Genomic DNA, 18,808 nt, shown 5'->3' on the forward strand with positions numbered 1-18,808 from the left:
ACGCTCGCATGACAGCTTTGAACGTACGCATTGGCATCAACCCGTTGTCGTGGATGAACGACGATCTGCCCTCGCTCGGTGGCGAGACGCCGCTCGACCTGGCGCTCACCGAAGGACGCACGATCGGTTACGAGGGCTTCGAGCTCGGCAACAAGTTTCCGCGCGAACCGCAGGCGTTGAAGGCGCTTCTGGCGCAATACGATCTTGCGCTCGTCTCGGGCTGGTACTCGGGACGTCTCGCGCAACGCAGCGTCGAAGAGGAAATCTCGGAGGTCGGCCCGCATCTCGAACTGCTCGCGCAAAACGGCGCAACGGTGATGGTGTACGGCGAAGTGGCCGATTCCATTCAGGGCGCGCCGAAGCCTCTATACCAACGGCCACGCTTTTTCAGCGACGCGCAATGGGCCGCATACGCGGCACGTGTCGATGAATTCGCGCGCTATACGCTAAGCCGCGGCGTGCGGCTTGCGTACCATCATCATATGGGCGCTTATGTGGAAACGCCGGCTGACGTAGACCAGTTGATGTCGCGCACGAGTGATGCAGTCGGCCTGCTGTTCGATGCCGGGCATATCACGTTCGCAGGCGGCGATCCGCTTACCGTGCTCGACAAACACATCGGCCGCGTGTGCCATGTGCATTGCAAGGATGTGCGCCCTGCCGTCATCAAACTCGCGCGCAATCGCAACTGGAGTTTTCTCGACGCCGTGATCGCGGGCGCGTTCACGGTGCCCGGCGACGGTGCCGTCGATTTCGCGTCGATCATCGCGCGTCTGAAGCGACATGGTTATTCCGGCTGGCTCGTCGTCGAAGCGGAACAGGACCCGGTCGTGGCGCCCTCGTTCGAGTATGCGCAGAAGGGCTTCAGGACCTTGCGGGCGCTCGCCGATGCACCGCCCGACGCGCCGCACGGCAGCACCCAGCGCACTACGCAGGAGGCAGCATGACCCTATTGGTAAAGGCGCAGCGCGAAGGCCAGACGATCGCGCGAGTGACACCGGCATCTGCATGCTGGCGGTATGTCGGCTTTGCCGCTTACCGTCTCGGCACGAGCGAAGTCGTGCACGTGATGGAGCCGTCGCGAGAAGTCTGCATTGTCGTGCTCACCGGCGCGGTGGATATCGAAACGGCGGACACGAAGTGGAGCTCGCTCGGTTCGCGCGACAGCGTATTCGAAGATGCCGCGCCTTACGCGGTGTATTTGCCGCCAGGCGTGCGCGCCACCGTGCGTGCCTGCCGCGATGCCGAAATTGGCGTGGCGAGCGCGCCCGCGAAAGGCGAGTTGCCTGCGCGCCTGATCGAGCCGTCTTCAATGAAGCGCTCGACGCGCGGCAAGAGCCTCAATACGCGATACGTATGCGACATTCTCCCGCAAACCGAGCCGGCGGAGTCGCTGCTGGTGGTTGAAGTAAGAACGCCTGGCGGGCACGCTTCGAGCTACCCGCCGCATAAGCACGACACCGACAACGTGCCTCACGAGAGTTCGCTCGAAGAGACTTACTACCACCGGTTGAATCCGCCACAGGGTTTTGCGTTTCAGCGCGTGTACACCGATATGCGCGACATCGACGAATCGTTGGCCGTCGAAGATCACGACGTCGTGATGGTGCCGCGCGGCTATCATCCGGTGGTCGTGCCGTATGGCTACGACTCGTATTATCTGAATGTAATGGCGGGCGCTCAACGTGTCTGGCATTTCCGCAACGATCCGGCGCACGAATGGATCATTAACAAGGAAGATTGAGCCGCGTGGTTTGCCTCGGGGCGAGCGAGGCAATGCCCGATCATTTACCTCGCGCGGCAAGGTCCACTTCGAGCCCGCCATCGGCGCCCATTTTCACCGTGCCCTTCGAAACGTCCCTGCGGTAGCCGTATAAATCGAACTTCATCGCGCCGGCGTTCGAGCTGTCCTTGATGAACGTCCGCGCATTCGTGACGAGCGAGTTGAACATCTTCACGTCGCCCGACTCGATCCATACATAACTTTTCGCCGCGTCGGCGACGTTTGCCGGCGGCCGCGCGGGCGCGACGCCTGTCTCGCGCTTGAACTTCAGCACGAGGCCTTCGTCCGTTACTGTCGCCCTTGCAAGACGCCCTTGCAAGACGGGCGGCGGAAACACCGTGTACTGATCGAACACGAGTTCGTTGCCTCGCAACGCGACGCCCTTGCGCGCAAACGGCGTCAACGAGGCAAGCGGAATATCCAGCGCGCGCAGCAACCCAGCCTGCGGCACCCCCAGCACTTTCACCGACGACGGCTCATACACGAGATGCCGCTCATCTTTTGCCACGATGGTGCCGCTCATCGTCGTGGGCAGCCACACGCCGGGAAAGTGATTCCATAACTTGATGCCGCCCGTGACTTCGAGCTTGCCGTCCCTCGGTTGCAGTTGCAGGTCATTGAGCGAGCGCGGCTCGTAATCGAGCAGATAGTCGTTAAAAAGCGCTGCCATTGCCGGCCACGGCTCGATCACTTCTCCGCCGATGATGCGTATGTCGTATTGATTCGGGTCGTCCAGATCGACAGGTTGGCCCGGCGTCTTGTGGATCATCTGCGCGTCTAGCGAACGCACGTGAAAACCGATGCGCCCAGCTACGTAGAAGTCGACGTTCTCGACGTGAATCAACGGCGCCGCGCCGAGCGAATGGCGCTCGTCGTTGGGTGTGGGGGTTCGAGTCCCCTGCCCTTCGCTATAAAACGGCTTGCGCATGCTGACAGGGATCGCGCGCGCCGCCGAGGTGCCCGGCAAAGTCTGCGGCACGCGTCGCCACACGAGCCGCGCCTGTGCGAGCGAAGCCTGCTGCGCACGAATGAAACTGTCATTAAAGCGCGCGCTCGCACTGCCGGTTTGCGGCGGCGGCTCTTTCGCTGCGCTTGCAAGCGTCGTGTACGAAGGCAGATGCACGTCGAGAGCGCCGGCTTCGTCGAAGGTGAAATAGCCTGCAGCCATCTGCTCGCGGTAGTGATACAGGTCTAGCACGAACGGCGCGCTTGCATCGATGGGCGTGAGCGCCATGTCGATATTCATCGGCATCGAGCGCATGAATTTGACGTCCCCGCCTTCCACCAGCATGCCGCGCGCGGGCATGTTCGCGGGCCAGTCGATCTTCGGCATCGCGCCGTCGTCCAGCATGAAGCGCACACCCGCCGCGCTCGTGTCGATCTTCGCGATCCTCATGCGTAGCGCGGGCGGCGGCGTCAGTTTCGCGACCTGCATGACGACGTCGTCGCCGTCGAGCCGCGCAATCGGCGTAGCCACTTTCAGCAGGTCGGCCATCCTGACGTGCGCGGCCCGCATCAAGCTGTCGGCGGCCACGCCCGCGACCTCCACGTGATCGGCACGGAACACGAGTTCGTCGGCGCTACGCATCGACAGCGAACCGGACAGCACGATCCGCACCCATGTGTCGCGACGCATCTCGCCGGTGATGCGCAAGGTGCCGCCATCCTGCGGCACGACGCGCATGTTGCGCAGCGGCGAGCCTTGATACTGGAACAGATAACGGTTGAAGATCGCGCTGAGCTTCGCGCCGTCGAGCGTGACCTCGCCGCGATGAACGTCGATGGTCAGACTCGTCGGGTCGTCGAATACGATCGGCTCGCCCGGCCGCGATGGAACGAGCGTCGCTGCCATGTCGTGAATCATGAAGCCGATGTCGCCCGTCACGCGAAAGTCGACGTCGCGCGCGAACATCAGCGAACCGTCGATGCCCGAATCGCGCAGCGTCAGCGCGCGGCTGCGTCTTGCACTGAGGCCGCTCGCCGCCGGCACGCGCGCCGCGATGCTTTGCTCGAAGGCAAGCTGTCTGGCCTTCGCGGCTTCGATAGCGGGTCGCGGCGCTGAAGCGGCTGGTGCGTCGGGATCTGTTGCGTTTTGCGACGGCTGCATGGTCGACGATGCCGTCTGGTTCGCCGTCGAGCTTGCGTCGGCACACGCGCACGTCAGTAGCGCTGCGATCAACACCGATGTGGTCGCGCCAAGCGGCGCTCGCCATCCACGCCGGTTCGGCACGCATGGGCAATACGCATGCGCGGACCACGACTCTTTAGCGGGCCTTTGGTCGACAGCGTCTGTCTCGTTCATGATGTCTCCTCCTGAAGCGCGACGCGTCTTCATACCTCACGCCGACGTCGTGCGCCTTTCGACCTGATTGTCTTTATTTGTACGCGCGCTGCCGACAAGATTTCTGGAGGGCGCTCACCAAACGATCAAGCGTTTGAATCGCTGTGACGCGTCGGCGCAAAGCCGCGCAGAGCGGGCGCAAACGGCGCGTTGGAAACGGAGATTCAAACGCTAATGCCGTCGCCCTTTTTTGCGTGGACCGGATTGAATTGGAAAAAGCTCATGCGGGCAAGAGGACCATCGCGCGCCGCGAAAGCATTCAGCCCACGCCGAGCCATTCGCGGATGACGTCGGGACGCTGCAAAAACGCGTGAAGTTCGCCGTCGAACACGATCTCGCCATGCCCCATCACCGCGACGCGGCTCGCAATGTCCGGCGCGATCACGAGGCGCTGTTCGATCAGCAGCATCGCCATGCCACGCTCCCGCAACACGCGCAGGCATTGCGCGACCTGTTGCATCACGAAGCTCGCGAGGCCCTCGCCGGGCTCGTCGATCACGAGCAGGTCCGGATCGCCGAGCAGCGCGCGGGCGAGGCTCAGCATCTGCTGCTCGCCGCCGGACAGGGCCCCGGCGCGCGTACGCTGGCGTTCGCGCAACACCGGGAAAAGCGTGTACGCGTCGTCGATGGTAAAGCGCGGCTTGCGCCCGCGATTGCGCGACGCTATGCCGAGCTCGAGGTTTTCGCCGACGCTCAACGTGGGAAACACATCTCGATGCTCGGGCACATAGCCGATGCCGAGCCGCGCGATTTCAAAGGTACGCAGCCCGGCAAGCGAGCGGCCCGCGAAGCGCAACGCGCCATCGGCACGCACGAGGCCCATGATCGCGCGGGCGAGTGTCGAGCGCCCCGATCCGTTGCGGCCGACGAGCGCGAGCACCTCGCCCGCGTCGATTTGCAAGCTCACACCGTGCAACGCCTGGCTCGGCCCGTACCATGCATTGAGTCCGCGAATTTCGAGCAAGGGTGTCATGCGTCGAACCCTTTGCCGAGATACGCGGCGCGCACCGCGGCATCCGCGCGAATCGCGGCGGGCGTGCCGCTCGCGATAATGCGCCCTTGCACAAGCACTGAAATGCGATCGGCGATGGCGAACACTGCATCCATGTCGTGCTCGACCATCAGCAGCGTGCGGCCCGCCGTGGTCTCGCGGATCAGTTCGATGGCGCGTGCCGCTTCCGCGCGGTTCATGCCGGCAGTCGGCTCGTCGAGCAACAACGTATGCGCGCCGCCTGCGAGCGCGATGCCAAGGTCGAGCGCGCGCTGCTCGGCATAGCTCAGCGTGCCGGCCTGAACGTGCATGCGTGCGCCGAGGCCGACTGCTTCGAGCACCTGTGCCGCGCGTGCATCAACCGTGGATGAGCCGGCGAAACGCTGCCACCAGCGCGTGCGGTCGCGTTCGCCGAGCATCGCGGCGCAGCGCAGATTGTCGTACACGCTCAACCGTGCAAACACGCTCGTGCTCTGGAAGCTGCGCGCGAGGCCGCGGCGCGCAATCGCCGCCGGCGCAAGGCGCGTGATCTGCGCACCGAAGAGGTCGATGCGCCCGGCGTCGGGCCGCGCGCCGCCGGCAATGAGACTGAAAAGCGTGGATTTGCCCGCACCGTTCGGGCCAATCAGCGCATGCCGTTCGCCAGGCTGGATCGCGAGGTTCACGCCGCGCAGAATGCGCGTGGAGCCGAAGCGCTTTTCGACGCCATAGAGGGCGAGCGCGGGAATCATCGCGGGCCTTCCGCGTTTTGCATCGCGCGTGCATGAGCCGCAAGACGGCTTTGCGCGCGCGATGCGTACAGAGCCGCCACTGCGCCGAACGCGGCGAGCACGAAGATCGTAGCGCCGAGCCGCAACGGCGACAACACAACAAACGATATCAACGAAGACTGATCGCCGACGCGCAGCGCAGCGCTCTCGTCCGCGCCGAACTGGATGGCGTAAGCCCACTGCACCGCTAGCACCGTGGCGGCGGTCAACAGCAGAACCGCACCCATGCCGCAGACGTAGACGGCGCGGCATGGACGCCAGCCGAAACGCGCGAGCCGCGCCGTATGCCGCTGCACAAAGCCGGCGAGCCCATCGGGCGCAGCGACCACGATCACGATAAAGAAAAGCCCCAGATAAAACAGCCAGGCCCGCGTGACGCTGGCCACCGCCACGCTGAAAAACGTCAGCACCACCGCGCCCGCGACCGGCCCGAAAAAGACGCCCGTGCCGCCGATCACCGTGGCGATCAGCACCGCGCCCGAGCGCACCATGCTCACGCTTTCGGTCGACACCAGTTCGACATTGATCAGCGCAAGCGTACCCGCGACGCCCGCGAAAAACGCCGACACCATGACAACGCCGTAGCGAATGCGGCGCGGATAGCAGCCGATGGCCGCGGCGCGCGCCGGGTTGTCGCGCACCGCGTTGGCGAGGCGCATGAACGGCGTGCGCGACAGTGCGAACATCGCCGCGCTCGCGAGCAGGCACCACAGCGCGATCAGCGTATAAGCCTCGCGTGCGGGGCCGAACGTAAAGGCGCCGAGCATCGGCCCGCTTGCGCGGTCTATCGCGACACCCGCTTCGCCGCCGAACCAGTCGGGCAAGGTCCACGCGGCGGCCGCGACGAGTTCGCCGATGCCGAGCGTAATCATTGCGAACGCGGTCCCGGCCCGACGCGTCGATACGAAGCCGAGCAGCGCCCCGCACGACGCCGCGCCCGCGCCGCCGATCAGCGGCAGCAGCACGAGCGGCACGCCGAGGCGGTTGAACACCTGCGCGGCAATCAGCGCGCCGAGGCCGGAATATGCGGCGTGTCCGAACGACAGCAGTCCCGTTTCACCGAGCAGCAGATTGTAGGAGAGCGCGAAGACGATCATCGTGGCGGTCTGCGCGAGATAGGCGAGCACCCAGCTTTGCCGCCACACGAAAGGCGGCACGGCAAGCAGCAGGATCAACGCGAGCCACGGTGCGAGGCGACGCCACATCGCGTGAGAGCGCTGAGCGCCGGGTACTGGCGACGCTTGTGCGGGCTCTGGCGTGAGGAGTTCACGCATGGTCGTCGCGCCGGCCGAAGAGTCCGCGCGGGCGCAGCGCCAGCATCGCGACGAGCAGCAGATACGGAATCAGTGGCGCAAGCTGCGCGAGCGTCAGCGTGTCCCATTCGCGCGGCAGCGAAGCGTCGAAAGTGGCCAGCACGTCGCCGAGCGAAACGTCGCTCGCCACGGCCAGGGTCTGCACGCAGCCGATTAGCAGCGAAGCAGCCAGCGCGCCGCCCAACGAACCGAGCCCGCCGATCACGACGACGACGAACACGATCGAGCCGAGCGATTCGGCCATCGCCGGTTCGATCACTGAAAGCGGCGCGCCGATTACGCCGGCCAGTGCGGCGAGCGCCGTGCCTGCCGCGAAGACGCCGGTGAAGACACGCGGCACATTGTGGCCGAGCGCTTCGACGGCGCTCGGGTGCGTGAGCGCGGCACGCACGATGAGGCCCGCCTTCGAGACGCGCAGCACCGCGTACAGCAAGGCGAGCATCGCAAGCGACACCGCCATCATGAACGCGCGATAACGTGCGAACGTCGCGCCGTAGAGCGTGAAGAGCGGGCCGTCGAGCGCGGCCGGCACAGTCGCGCCGAGCGGGCTCAAGCCCCAGCCGAGCTTGACGAGCTCGCCGAGCACATACGCGGCGCCGAACGTCAGCAGCAATTCCGCGAGATGCCCATGACTTCGCACTCGACGCAACAGCCAGCGCTCCAGTGCCGCACCGATCAAACCGACGACGAGCGGCGCGATCACGAGCGCGCTCCAGAATCCGGCCCGCGCGGCCACCGAATAGCCGACGTACGCGCCGAGCATGTAGAAGCTCGCGTGCGCGAAGTTGAGTACGCCGAGCATGCTGAAGATCAGCGTCAGCCCCGCCGACAGCATGAACAGCAGCAGGCCGAAGCTGATCCCGTTGAGCAGATTGATGGCGAACGACTGCACGTGCCTAGTCCGCCGCTGTGCCGGTGCGCACGCTGATCGGCTCGAGCGCCGCGCGCAGTTCATCGGGCAGGCTCACCGGACGGCGCGTGACGCGGTCCACGTACACATGCACGAAGTGGCCTTGCGCGACGGATTCGTGGTCGCCTTCCCTGAACAGCCCGACTTCGTAGCGCACGCTCGATGCGCCGAGCCGCGTCACACGCAAGCCAGCTTCGACGCGCTCGGGAAACACCAGCGGCGCGAAATAGTTGCAATGCGTCTCGACCACGAGACCAATGGTCGCGCCATGCTCGAAGTCGAGCACGCCAGCGCGAATCAGATACTCGTTCACCACCGTATCGAAGTAGCTGTAATAGACGACGTTGTTCACGTGGCCGTAGACGTCGTTGTCCATCCAGCGCGTGGTGATCGCGAGGAGGTGCGGGTACGAGCTTCGCGCAGCGGGGGCAGGTTTGGACATTGGGGCGGGGCGAACCTGGTGTTGGTGTTGGTGTTGGTGTTGGTGTTGGAAGTGGCGCGCGTCGTCATGCCGTTGCCCAGTTCGCGGAGACTATTGACCGAGCATGCCGGCCGACGAACATGGCTTGCGCACGCTTACTGCCCCGGCTTGTCGACGAACTCGAACGGCAAGCCGCGCCGCCGCATCCATTCGCCAAGCGCCTGCCCGGTCCCCGCGCGCCAGGGCCGCAGCTTAGCCGGCTCGACCAGCCGATATTCGAGCAGTTCGGGCGACAGGGAAATGGTGCCATGCGCCTTCACGTGATACGCGATAATCAGTTCGTTCTTGCGAATGAACTCATACACGCCGATCAGTTCGACCGACTCCGCATGCAACGACGTCTCTTCCCACACCTCGCGTGCAATGCCCTCTTCCGGCGTCTCGCCGTTTTCGAGGAAGCCCGTGATCAGCGCAAACACGCCCTCCGCCCAGGCGGCGTTGCGCGCGAGCAGGATCTTGCCCTCGTACTCGACGATCGCCGCGACCACTGGCAGCGGATTGTTCCAGTGCACGTAGCCGCATTGCCCATCGGGACACGTCTGGCGGATGCGCCCGCCCTCATGCTCGGCGTCGGCCCGCTCGATCAAAGGCGTTGAGCAGCGGGGACAAAATCGGTATTCGGTCATGGTGAATGGCTTGTGGTTCTATCTTGATCGGCGATCGATGCGGCGTGCTGGCGGGATCACGGTGGATCAGCATTCGGGCATTCCCGCAGGTTGGCGTCATGGCGCGTTGGTACTTCGACGCTTTGGTACTTCCACGCTTTGGTACTTCCACGCTTTGTACTTCGACGCCTTAGTACTTTGGTGCTTCCGCACTCCGGTACTCCGCTACTTCGCTACTTCGCTACTTCGCTACTTCGCTACTTCGCTACTTCGCTACTCCGGCGCCCTTATACGCTTTCAGCACCTTGGAACCCCGGCACATCGTCTCCTGACTCACGCGGTTTGCCCCGGGACGCAATCTTACGCCGCGCACAACTCCCGGACCTCCGCCGCGAAACGCTCGACCGTTTCCGGCTGCGTGTCCCACGCGCACATCAGCCGGCAACCGCCCGCGCCGATGAACTCGTAGAACTTCCAGCCGCGCGCACGCATCGCCTTCGCGGCTTGCGCGGGCAACTGCGCGAAAACCGCGTTCGACTCGCGCGGAAACATGATGCTCACGCCCGGAATTTCCTGCAACCGCGTTTGCAATAGTTGCGCCATAGCGTTTGCATGACGTGCGTTGCGCAACCACACGTCGTTATCAAGCAGACCGAGCCACGGTGCGGAAATGAAGCGCATCTTCGACGCGAGTTGGCCCGCCTGCTTCAGACGGTAGGCGAAGTCGTCGGCGAGCGCGCGGTCGAAGAACACCACCGCCTCGCCCACCGGCAAACCGTTCTTCGTGCCCCCGAAACAAAGCACGTCGACGCCCGCGCGCCAAGTGATCTCGGACGGATGCACGTCCAGCGCTGCAACGGCATTCGCAAACCGCGCGCCGTCCATATGCACTTTCAGATGACGCCGCTTGGCTATCGCGGCGATCGCACGCACCTCCTCGACGGTGTAGACAGTGCCCACTTCCGTCGACTGCGTGAGTGTCACGACTTTTGGCTTCGGATAGTGAATGTCGGCGCGGCGCGTGACGACCGCCTCGATGGCATCCGGCGTGAGCTTGCCGCCGATGCCCGGCGCCGTCAGCAGCTTCGAGCCGCCGGAGAAGAATTCAGGGCCGCCGCATTCGTCGGTTTCGATGTGGGCGAGTTCGTGGCAGATCACCGAGTGGTACGACTGGCACAGCGACGCGAGTGCAAGCGAATTGGCTGCCGTGCCGTTGAACACGAAGAACACTTCACAGTCGGTCTGGAACAGTTCGCGCAGACGGTCGCATACCTGATTGGTCCACGAGTCGTCGCCGTAGGCCGGTTCGTGGCCGCTGTTGTTGGCGGCGATCAGCGCGTCGAGCGCTTCAGGACAGATGCCGGCGTAGTTGTCGGACGCGAAATGTTGCATGACGGGCGGCGCGACCGGCAACCGACGCGCGGGGATGGCGGAAAGCGGTCATTTTAGTGCCACCGTGCATGATTTGTTTTTCGATTGAGGAGGAGCAGGAAACGGCGGTGGGGGTTGGGCGCGGGCGAGCGAGCGCGGGCCTTGCGCTGCAGGCGGGCTCCTCGGGTATGTACCGCAGGTGTCTTGCCGAGAGGGTTCAACCGCGCGCGCCCAGCCTAGGTGTCTGACCGCGGACGTCTTGTCGCCGGTGCCCTGCCGTCGGCGTCCAACGGCAGCCGTTAAGCCACTGCGATTAACCATCATATTTCGACAGCAGCGGCGCCCGCCTCAACCGCAGCCGCAGTCCGGCATGCGCCCTCGTCCGCGGGGCATCCGTGCGACGACGACGAGAACGACCGCGCCCAACAGCAGCGCGCCGGCCGCCAGCCATAAAGCAGGCGAAAAAGAGCCGGTGTGCGCGGCGATCGGTGCAGCGACCAGCGGTCCAACGATCTGACCCATGCCATAGGCGGCCGTCGCATAGCCCATCAGGCCGGCCGCGTTATCGCCGCGCAGGCGCCGCGCCTCGCGCATCGCGAACAACGTAATCGCGGTAAATGGGACGCCGATCAGAATGCTTCCGACCGAGAACCCCCCCGCCGTCGGCCACACAATGCCGAGCGCGATACCGCAGGCTTGCAGCACGTAGCTGCCGGCCAGCAGCACGCGGTTGTCCAGATGCAACGGCAGGCGCGCAGCCAGCAATGCACCGACGATCAGCGCCGCGCCGAACATCGGCCAGAAGAGGTCGGGCCACGGCGAGCCGGGCAGCGCATGGCGCGCGATCACCGGCAGGAACGTCGCAGTGATGATGTAGCCGAAGCCGGGCACACCGTACAGCGCGACGAGCCAGAAGGCGTCCGCGCGATGGGGGCTGCGCTCGTCGCTCGCGGTGCGTCGGGTTGCGCCGGCATAGTCGCCTCGCGCGGTAGCATTGGGCGTCGCGTTGGCAGGATCGTTCGGTGCGGTTGCGTCGGAAGTCGCGTTGGCAGGATCGGTTGCGTCGGGCGTCGCGTTGGCAGGATCGTTCGCAGCGGTTGCATCGGGTATCGCATTGGGAGGACCGTTCGGTGCGGTCGCGCCAGAAGTCGCAGTGGCAGACTCATTTGCTGCCCTTGCGCTGGGCGTCGCGGCGGCAAAACCGTTTGCTGCAGTTGCTGAGCCGGAGGTCGCAACAGCAAAGCCCTCTGTCACTATAGCGCCCCTCGTCGGAAGGCCTGAACCGGACGCGCCAGGCTCGCCCGCTGGTCGAGCGACGCCGCCAGCGCCTACCGCGAGCGATTTGCTCGCGGCCCTCTCGCCCCTCGCCAGCGCTTTAACCAAAGGCGCCGAGCCGCGATGCGCAGACCGCGTATCAGAATCGACAGGGGCGCCAAACGCCGGCCAAACCGCCACCGCCAGCACCGCCGAAATCAAGCCGAAACCGATCCACCCGGCCGTTGCGCCATACCCGCCGGCCACGCTAACCAGCAAACCAGTCCCGACGATGCCGACCCCCGGCCCCGTATAAATCACGCCGCTCCATGCAGGCTGACCGAGTTCCGCGAGCCGACGCAAACCCCATTGCGACGCGAACACGAAAGTCCACGCGCTCACCGCCCCGGCGATGAAACGTACCGCCGCCCACACCCAGAACTGATTCGTGACGCCCATTGCCAGCGTCAACAGAACAGTCAGCACGAGCCCCGAACGCACGACTCGCGCGGGCTCCACGCGCAACGCCGCACACGTGAGCGCGCCCACAAAGTAGCCCGCGTAATTGAACGACGCGAGCCAGCCGCCATGCTGGATGTCGATCGGCGGCTGACCCAATGCGCCGCCGTGCAGCATCAACGGCAATAGCGGTGTGAACGCAAACCGCCCGATTCCCAGCGCGACGGCCAGCGTCAGCATGCAGGCGAACGCTGCGCGCCGGGCCGCGTGTGGCTCTGCCGGCATGGGCGGGGCTTTGGAAGCGAGGTCGTTCATAGGTGGCCGGTCAAAGGAAAAGCGCGCGAAGCGCAGGAACCCGCGAGACACCGCGGAGATTCGCACAAGCCGCTACGCGGCCAGCCGCAGCCAAAGCAGCCCGACGGCCACTCCTGAGCTGAGGCTGTTCCATATTAGCTTGACGATCCAATCATGAAAAATGAATAATTTGGATATCATCCATCGCCTGGAGAGAATCGTGGACTTGGCCGCCTTGACGATTTTTCGGGCCGTCGTGCGCGAAAACGGCGTGACGCGCGCCGCGGCGAAGCTCAATCGCGTGCAATCGAACGTCACGACGCGCATCAAACAGCTTGAGGAGCAACTCGGAGCGGACCTCTTTATCCGCGATGGGCGGCGCCTCGTGCTGACGCCTGCCGGCGAGACACTGTTGCCCTACGCCGAACGACTGCTCGCTCTCGCCGACGAAGCGCGCCACGCGGTGCGCGCGGACCGGCCGAGCGGACGACTGCGTTTGGGCACGATGGAAAGCGTCGCGGCGACGCGTCTTCCAGGATTGCTGGCGCGCTATCACCAGCAATGGCCCGACGTCGCACTCGAACTCGAAACCGGCACGACGGGCAAGCTGATCGAGCGGGTGCGCGAATTCGAAGTGGACGCCGCGCTGGTGGCCACGCCGCTAGACCCGGCGGCCCTCGGCGAGTTGTTCGAGACCGTGCCGGTGTTCAGGGAAGAACTGGTGATGCTGACGCCGCGCGGGCATCGGCCGATTCGCGAAGTCCGCGATATCGCGTTGTCGACGCTGGTCGCGTTCGAACGCGGCTGCGCTTACCGGGCCTATATCGAGAAGTGGTATCTGGAGCACGGCGTGAGGCCTGCGCGGGTGCTGGAACTCGGCTCGTATCACGCGATCGTGGCTTGCGTGGCCGCGGGCGCTGGCGTGGCGGTTGCGCCGCGGTCGGTGCTGGGACTTCAAGCGGACGCAAGCAATATCGCGGTGCATGACCTGCCGGATATTGGCGTGGTCGAGACGTTGCTCGTCTGGCGACGCGGGCATTTTTCGTCGGCTCTCAATGCGCTGAAGCAGACTCTCGTCGCGCAGGAGAACGCGGCGGGTTTGGCGGGGACGGAGGGTGCGGGTGCGGGTGCAGCAGGTGCAGGCGCAGTTGCGGATGCACATGCCGTCGTGGATGCAGGTCGGGATGCAGATGCAGACGCAACCGTTCGGCCAGGCCTGGGCGCTCGCGTTGCCTGATTGCCCGCTGTAGCGCTGGACGCCTCCCGGCTGTTTCCAATGGGCCACTGGACGTCACGCCCGACTTACGTCGCGTCAAGAGGCAAGCCAGAAACCCCGAGCCGAAAAACCGGCCGAGCAAAAAAAATCGGGCCACGGGCCACGCCAACAATCCGGCGCCCCGCGTGATCCAATTCCGCTGTCTTTAGCCAGTTTCAGCTTGCCCCGGCCAATGACGGCCGGGTCGAAAATCCATTAAAGCTGCGCTTCGACCCAACCCTTCACGCCAGCGAGCGCCGCGGGCAGATTAGCCGGTTCCGTGCCGCCGGCTTGTGCCATATCCGGCCGACCGCCGCCCTTGCCGCCAACCTGCTGTGCAACGAAGTTGACGAGTTCGCCCGCCTTGACCTTCTTGCTTGCGTCCGCCGTGACGCCGGCAATCAGGCTGACCTTGCCACCTTCGACGGAAGCCAGCACGATCGCCGCGCTCTTCAGTTTGTCCTTGAGCTTGTCGACGGTTTCGCGCAGCGTCTTGACGTCCGCGCCCTCGAGCGTGGCGGCGAGAACCTGCACGCCGGCCACTTCGATTGCCTGTCCGGCGAGTTCGTCCCCCTGGCTCGAGGCCATCTTCGACTTGAGCGCGCTCAATTCCTTTTCGAGCTGCTTCACCTGATCCTGCACTTGCGTGATGCGTTGCGTCAGTTCCGACGGTTGCGCCTTCAGCACGGCCGCCGCGGCGTTGATGCGCGCGTCGAGATCCTGCACGAAGCGCACCGCGTTGTCGCCCGTGATTGCTTCCACTCGACGAATACCCGCCGCCACACCGCCTTCCATCACGATCTTGAAAAGGCCGATATCGCCGGTGCGGTGCACGTGCGTGCCGCCGCACAGCTCGCGTGAGAAGCCAAGATCGAGCACGCGCACTTCGTCGCCGTATTTCTCGCCGAACAGCGCCATCGCGCCGCCCTTCACCGCTTCGTCGAACGACATGACGCGCACGATGCCCGGCGCGTTCGCCAGCACTTCAGCGTTCACGATTTCCTCGACGCGGCGGATCTGCTCGTCCGTCATCGGTGCGTTATGCGCGAAGTCGAAACGTGTCTTGTCCGGATCGACGAGCGAGCCTTTCTGCTGCACATGCGAACCGAGCACTTCTCGCAGCGCCTTGTGCATCAGGTGCGTGGCCGAGTGGTTGCGAGCCGTGCGCGCGCGGCGCACTGCGTCGATTTCGGCCTTGACGACGTCGCCCACCTTCAGCGTGCCCTGTTCGAGCGTGCCGTGATGACCGACTACGTCGGCCTGGACCTTCAGCGTGTCGGTCACCGCAAAGCGCACGCTGGCATTCGCGAGCAAGCCCTGGTCGCCGACCTGGCCACCAGACTCCGCGTAAAACGGCGTGTGGTCCAGCACGACGACAGCCTGTTGACCGTGCGTGATTTCCTGCACCGACGCGCCGTCTACATACAGCGCGACTACCTTTGCGTCGTCGAAGACGATCTCTTCGTAGCCGTGGAACGTGGTCTTGGAGCCCGAATATTCGAGGCCTTGCGCCATTTTGAACTTGCCGGCCGCACGAGCCTGTTCGCGCTGACGCGCCATCGCTTCGTCGAAGGCCGCTTCGTCGACGGTCACTTCGCGCTCGCGGCACACGTCCGCGGTCAGGTCGAGCGGGAAGCCATATGTATCGTGCAACTTGAACGCAAGCTCGCCGTCGAGCGTCTTGCCGCCCTTCTTTTCCAGGTCGGCCAGCGCATTCTCGAGAATCGACATGCCGTGCTCGATGGTCTCGAAGAAGCGCTCTTCTTCCTGACGCAGCACGTCGGTCACGCGCTGCTCCGCGTCCTTCAATTCCGGATAGGCGCCGCCCATTTGTGCGACCAGATCGGCCACCATGCGGTGAAAGAACGAGCCCTTCTTGCCGAGCTTGTAGCCATGACGGATAGCGCGGCGCACGATACGGCGCAGCACGTAGCCGCGGCCTTCGTTGCCAGGAATCACGCCGTCGACGATCAGGAACGAGCACGCGCGAATGTGGTCGGCGATCACCTTCAGCGAATTATTCGTCAGATCGCTCACGCCGGTTTCACGCGCGGCAGCCTGAATGAGCGCCTGAAACAGGTCGATCTCATAGTTGCTGTGCACATGCTGCAACACCGCGGCGATACGCTCGAGACCCATGCCGGTGTCGACGCACTGCTTGGGCAGCGGCGTCATGTTGCCCTGCGCGTCGCGATTGAACTGCATGAACACGAGATTCCAGATCTCGATGTAGCGGTCGCCGTCTTCTTCGGGTGACCCCGGCGGCCCGCCCCAAACGTCCGGGCCGTGGTCGTAGAAAATTTCCGAGCACGGGCCGCACGGGCCGGTGTCGGCCATTTGCCAGAAGTTGTCCGACGCGTAACGCGCGCCCTTGTTGTCGCCGATGCGGATGATGCGCTCGACAGGCACGCCCACTTCCTTCGCCCAGATGTCGTGCGCTTCGTCGTCCTCGTGATACACGGTGACCCACAGCTTGTCTTTCGGCAACTGGTAGACGCCCGTCAGCAACTCCCACGCGTAGTGGATCGCGTCGCGCTTGAAGTAGTCGCCGAACGAGAAGTTGCCCAGCATTTCGAAGAACGTATGGTGACGTGCCGTATAGCCGACGTTTTCCAGGTCGTTATGCTTGCCGCCCGCGCGCACGCTGCGCTGTGCGGTCGTGGCGCGCGAATACGGACGTGATTCAGCGCCGAGGAACACATCTTTGAACTGCACCATTCCCGAATTGGTGAAGAGCAGCGTCGGGTCGTTGCCGGGCACAAGGCTCGACGAGCGAACGATCGTATGGCCCTTCGATTCGAAGAACTTGAGGAATTTCTCGCGGATTTCGGCGGCTTTCATAGCGTGCGGGGGACGGTCCTGACTGTTTCCAGACTTTTACCGGCGGCATCGTGAGATGCGCCAACTGTTTGTTTCTTAAACGACTGATTATACGGGATCGGCGCCCTCGCGCGGCGCGCTGCCGCGTCGTTAGCCGTTCGGCCAGGTTGCACCGGGCAGCGTGAGACAGCGGGATGCGTTCGAGTCGTGCCAGGCCTGCATTTGTCTCGCGTTGAGATCGGGTTCAGGTTGCGCGTCATTCGTCTTATGACGTTTGGCCGACTGCGCCGGCTCACGCTAATCGCTTAAGATTGTCCGCATCCGCGGCGCCTTGCGCGCCGCCTGCTCACATTGGAGACATCGACAAACATGGGCGCTCTCAGTCATATCCGCGTGCTGGATCTCACCCGCGTGCTCGCCGGCCCGTGGTGCGCGCAGACGCTTGCCGATTTCGGCGCAGACGTGATCAAGATAGAACGCCCCGACGTGGGCGACGACACGCGCCACTGGGGTCCTCCGTACCTCAAGACGCCCGAAGGCGCGGACACGCGCGAGGCAGCCTACTATCTCGCCGCGAACCGCAACAAGCGCTCGGTGACCGTCGACATCGCGTCGCCCGAAGGCCAGCGGATCATTCGCGAACTGGCCGCGCAAAGCGACGTGGTGCTGGAGAACTACAAGGTCGGACAGCTGAAGAAATACGGCCTGGATTACGCGTCGCTGAAAGAAGTGAAGCCGGACCTGATCTATTGCTCGGTCACCGGCTTCGGCCAAACCGGACCGTATGCGCAGCGGGCGGGCTACGACTTCATCGTGCAGGGCATCGGCGGATTCATGAGTATTACCGGCGAGCGCGACGGCCTGCCGGGCGGCGGTCCGCAAAAGGCCGGCGTAGCAATTGCCGACCTGATGACCGGCATGTATTCGACCATCGCCGTGCTCACCGCGCTCACGCACCGCGACCGCACGGGCGAAGGCCAATACATCGACATGGCGTTGCTCGATGTGCAGGTCGCCATGCTCGCCAACATGAATTCGAACTACCTCGCGAGCGGCCAGCCGCCGGTCCGCTGGGGCAACGCCCATCCGAACATCGTGCCGTACCAGACCTTCCAGACACGCGATGGCTGGATCATCGTCGCGGTCGGCAACGACGGGCAGTTCCGCAAGTTCGTCGAGGTGGGCCAACGCCCGGAACTTGCCGAAGACGAGCGTTTCGCGACCAATCCCGCACGCGTGCGCCACCGCGATGTGCTCGTGCCGATCCTCGCGGAGATGGTCCGTCTGCAAGGCAAGCAGCAATGGATCTCGGCGCTGGAGGCGGCCGGCGTCCCCTGCGGGCCGATCAACGATCTCGCTGAAGTGTTCGAAAACGAGCAGGTGGTGGCGCGCGGCATGCAGGTCGATCTGCCGCATCCGTCGGGCGGCACGGTCAAGCTGGTGCGCAATCCGATCAATATGACGGGCACACCGCCGCAGGCGCTCACTCATCCGCCGACGCTCGGAGAGCATACGGAAAACGTGCTGCGCGATGTGCTCGGTTATGGCGACGAACGGATCGCGGCGTTGCGCGGGCAATCCGTGATTTGAAGAATGCGGTCAACGCTTGGGCAGGAGGCGCGCGGGAGGTGCGTTGGGCGTGGGATGGTCGTGCCGTTGGTCGTGGGATGGACGTGCGTTGGGCGTGAGTTGGGCTCGTGAGTGGCCCGCGGACTGGCCGAAGTGTCGGGCAGCGTATTGGGCCGGTGTTGGCCCGTGCACGCTGGTCCCGGCATTGGTGCGGATGTTCGCCGCATGCCCGCCGCGCATTCGCCGCGTGTCGCACAGCGTCTTTGCCCCGCGCGTTGGCTCACGAATAGCCCGGCGAATCGGCGCACGGACTAGCCGCAGGTCGGCGCAGGCAATGGTTAGGAGGTGTCAGAAATTTCGTGTGCTGAGGCCGGTTAAAAATCTCAGCTGATGGCGGCGGTGAATCGCTCACCGAACAGNATGGCGAACTGATTGACAGCTTGCCGCCAGGTGATAGGCGGCATCTTCCAATCCTTTTCAATGTTGCGCAAGGCCAGATACAGCAGTTTGCTGGCGGCTTCGTCGCTCGGGAAGTGACCACGATTCTTGACGATCTTGCGCAACTGCATGTGCATGCTCTCGATGGCGTTGG

Annotated in this window: 15 protein-coding genes; 4 read left to right on the plus strand and 11 right to left on the minus strand. The window is 64.4% G+C overall.

Annotated features, from left to right (window positions below):
* Positions 1–8 precede the first annotated feature (8 nt).
* Both iolE and iolB read left to right on the plus strand, forming a co-directional pair.
* Positions 9–947, plus strand: a complete 939-nt coding sequence (gene iolE / locus F759_RS0131560) for a myo-inosose-2 dehydratase (RefSeq protein ID WP_027803357.1) — start codon at positions 9–11, stop codon at positions 945–947.
* Positions 944–1,744 carry a 5-deoxy-glucuronate isomerase gene (gene iolB / locus F759_RS0131565; protein ID WP_027803358.1) on the plus strand — a complete coding sequence of 267 codons (801 nt, stop codon included), beginning with the start codon at positions 944–946 and terminating at the stop codon, positions 1,742–1,744. Before iolE ends, iolB begins: the two co-directional genes overlap by 4 nt.
* Before the next feature lie 40 nt (positions 1,745–1,784).
* On the opposite strand, the gene F759_RS0131570 is transcribed toward iolB, so the two are convergent.
* The 9 genes from F759_RS0131570 to F759_RS0131615 form a co-directional block, all read right to left on the minus strand.
* Positions 1,785–4,085 carry a hypothetical protein gene (locus F759_RS0131570; protein ID WP_027803359.1) on the minus strand — a complete coding sequence of 767 codons (2,301 nt, stop codon included), beginning with the start codon at positions 4,083–4,085 and terminating at the stop codon, positions 1,785–1,787.
* A gap of 298 nt (positions 4,086–4,383) precedes the next feature.
* On the minus strand, positions 4,384–5,097 hold the full coding sequence (locus F759_RS0131575) for an ABC transporter ATP-binding protein (RefSeq protein WP_027803360.1): 714 nt from the start codon (positions 5,095–5,097) through the stop codon (positions 4,384–4,386).
* The gene (locus F759_RS0131580; RefSeq protein ID WP_027803361.1) at positions 5,094–5,846 is read right to left on the minus strand and encodes an ABC transporter ATP-binding protein; all 753 of its coding nucleotides are present in this window, start codon (positions 5,844–5,846) and stop codon (positions 5,094–5,096) included. The genes F759_RS0131575 and F759_RS0131580 overlap by 4 nt, the downstream gene beginning before the upstream one ends.
* Positions 5,843–7,159 (minus strand): branched-chain amino acid ABC transporter permease, encoded by a 1,317-nt coding sequence (locus F759_RS0131585; protein WP_027803362.1) that lies wholly within the window; start codon positions 7,157–7,159, stop codon positions 5,843–5,845. The genes F759_RS0131580 and F759_RS0131585 overlap by 4 nt, the downstream gene beginning before the upstream one ends.
* Positions 7,152–8,090, minus strand: coding sequence for a branched-chain amino acid ABC transporter permease (locus F759_RS0131590; RefSeq protein WP_027803363.1), 939 nt, complete (start codon positions 8,088–8,090; stop codon positions 7,152–7,154). The genes F759_RS0131585 and F759_RS0131590 overlap by 8 nt, the downstream gene beginning before the upstream one ends.
* A gap of 4 nt (positions 8,091–8,094) precedes the next feature.
* Complete coding sequence (locus F759_RS0131595; RefSeq protein ID WP_027803364.1) at positions 8,095–8,550, minus strand: acyl-CoA thioesterase; 456 nt, start codon at positions 8,548–8,550, stop codon at positions 8,095–8,097.
* 134 nt (positions 8,551–8,684) lie between these two features.
* Positions 8,685–9,215 carry an NUDIX domain-containing protein gene (locus F759_RS0131600; RefSeq protein ID WP_027803365.1) on the minus strand — a complete coding sequence of 177 codons (531 nt, stop codon included), beginning with the start codon at positions 9,213–9,215 and terminating at the stop codon, positions 8,685–8,687.
* A gap of 339 nt (positions 9,216–9,554) precedes the next feature.
* Positions 9,555–10,586 carry a threonine aldolase family protein gene (locus tag F759_RS0131605; RefSeq protein ID WP_027803366.1) on the minus strand — a complete coding sequence of 344 codons (1,032 nt, stop codon included), beginning with the start codon at positions 10,584–10,586 and terminating at the stop codon, positions 9,555–9,557.
* Positions 10,587–10,913: 327 nt separating this feature from the next.
* Positions 10,914–12,593, minus strand: coding sequence for a YbfB/YjiJ family MFS transporter (locus F759_RS0131615; RefSeq protein WP_244438967.1), 1,680 nt, complete (start codon positions 12,591–12,593; stop codon positions 10,914–10,916).
* A gap of 199 nt (positions 12,594–12,792) precedes the next feature.
* Between F759_RS0131615 and F759_RS0131620 the strand changes: the two genes are divergently transcribed.
* Entirely contained in the window at positions 12,793–13,809 is a 1,017-nt protein-coding gene (locus F759_RS0131620; RefSeq protein WP_027803368.1) for a LysR family transcriptional regulator, read from the plus strand.
* Positions 13,810–14,043: 234 nt separating this feature from the next.
* On the opposite strand, the gene alaS is transcribed toward F759_RS0131620, so the two are convergent.
* Positions 14,044–16,668 (minus strand): alanine--tRNA ligase, encoded by a 2,625-nt coding sequence (gene alaS, locus F759_RS0131625; RefSeq protein WP_027803369.1) that lies wholly within the window; start codon positions 16,666–16,668, stop codon positions 14,044–14,046.
* 348 nt (positions 16,669–17,016) lie between these two features.
* Between alaS and F759_RS0131630 the strand changes: the two genes are divergently transcribed.
* Positions 17,017–18,237, plus strand: coding sequence for a CaiB/BaiF CoA transferase family protein (locus F759_RS0131630; RefSeq protein ID WP_027803370.1), 1,221 nt, complete (start codon positions 17,017–17,019; stop codon positions 18,235–18,237).
* 362 nt (positions 18,238–18,599) lie between these two features.
* Here the strand turns inward: F759_RS0131630 and F759_RS39130 are convergent.
* Positions 18,600–18,808: transposase (locus F759_RS39130; RefSeq protein ID WP_036025712.1), on the minus strand; the 209-nt coding region annotated here is incomplete at its 5' end.

The sequence above is a fragment of the Paraburkholderia dilworthii genome (genome assembly GCF_000472525.1).
Taxonomy (GTDB): domain Bacteria; phylum Pseudomonadota; class Gammaproteobacteria; order Burkholderiales; family Burkholderiaceae; genus Paraburkholderia; species Paraburkholderia dilworthii.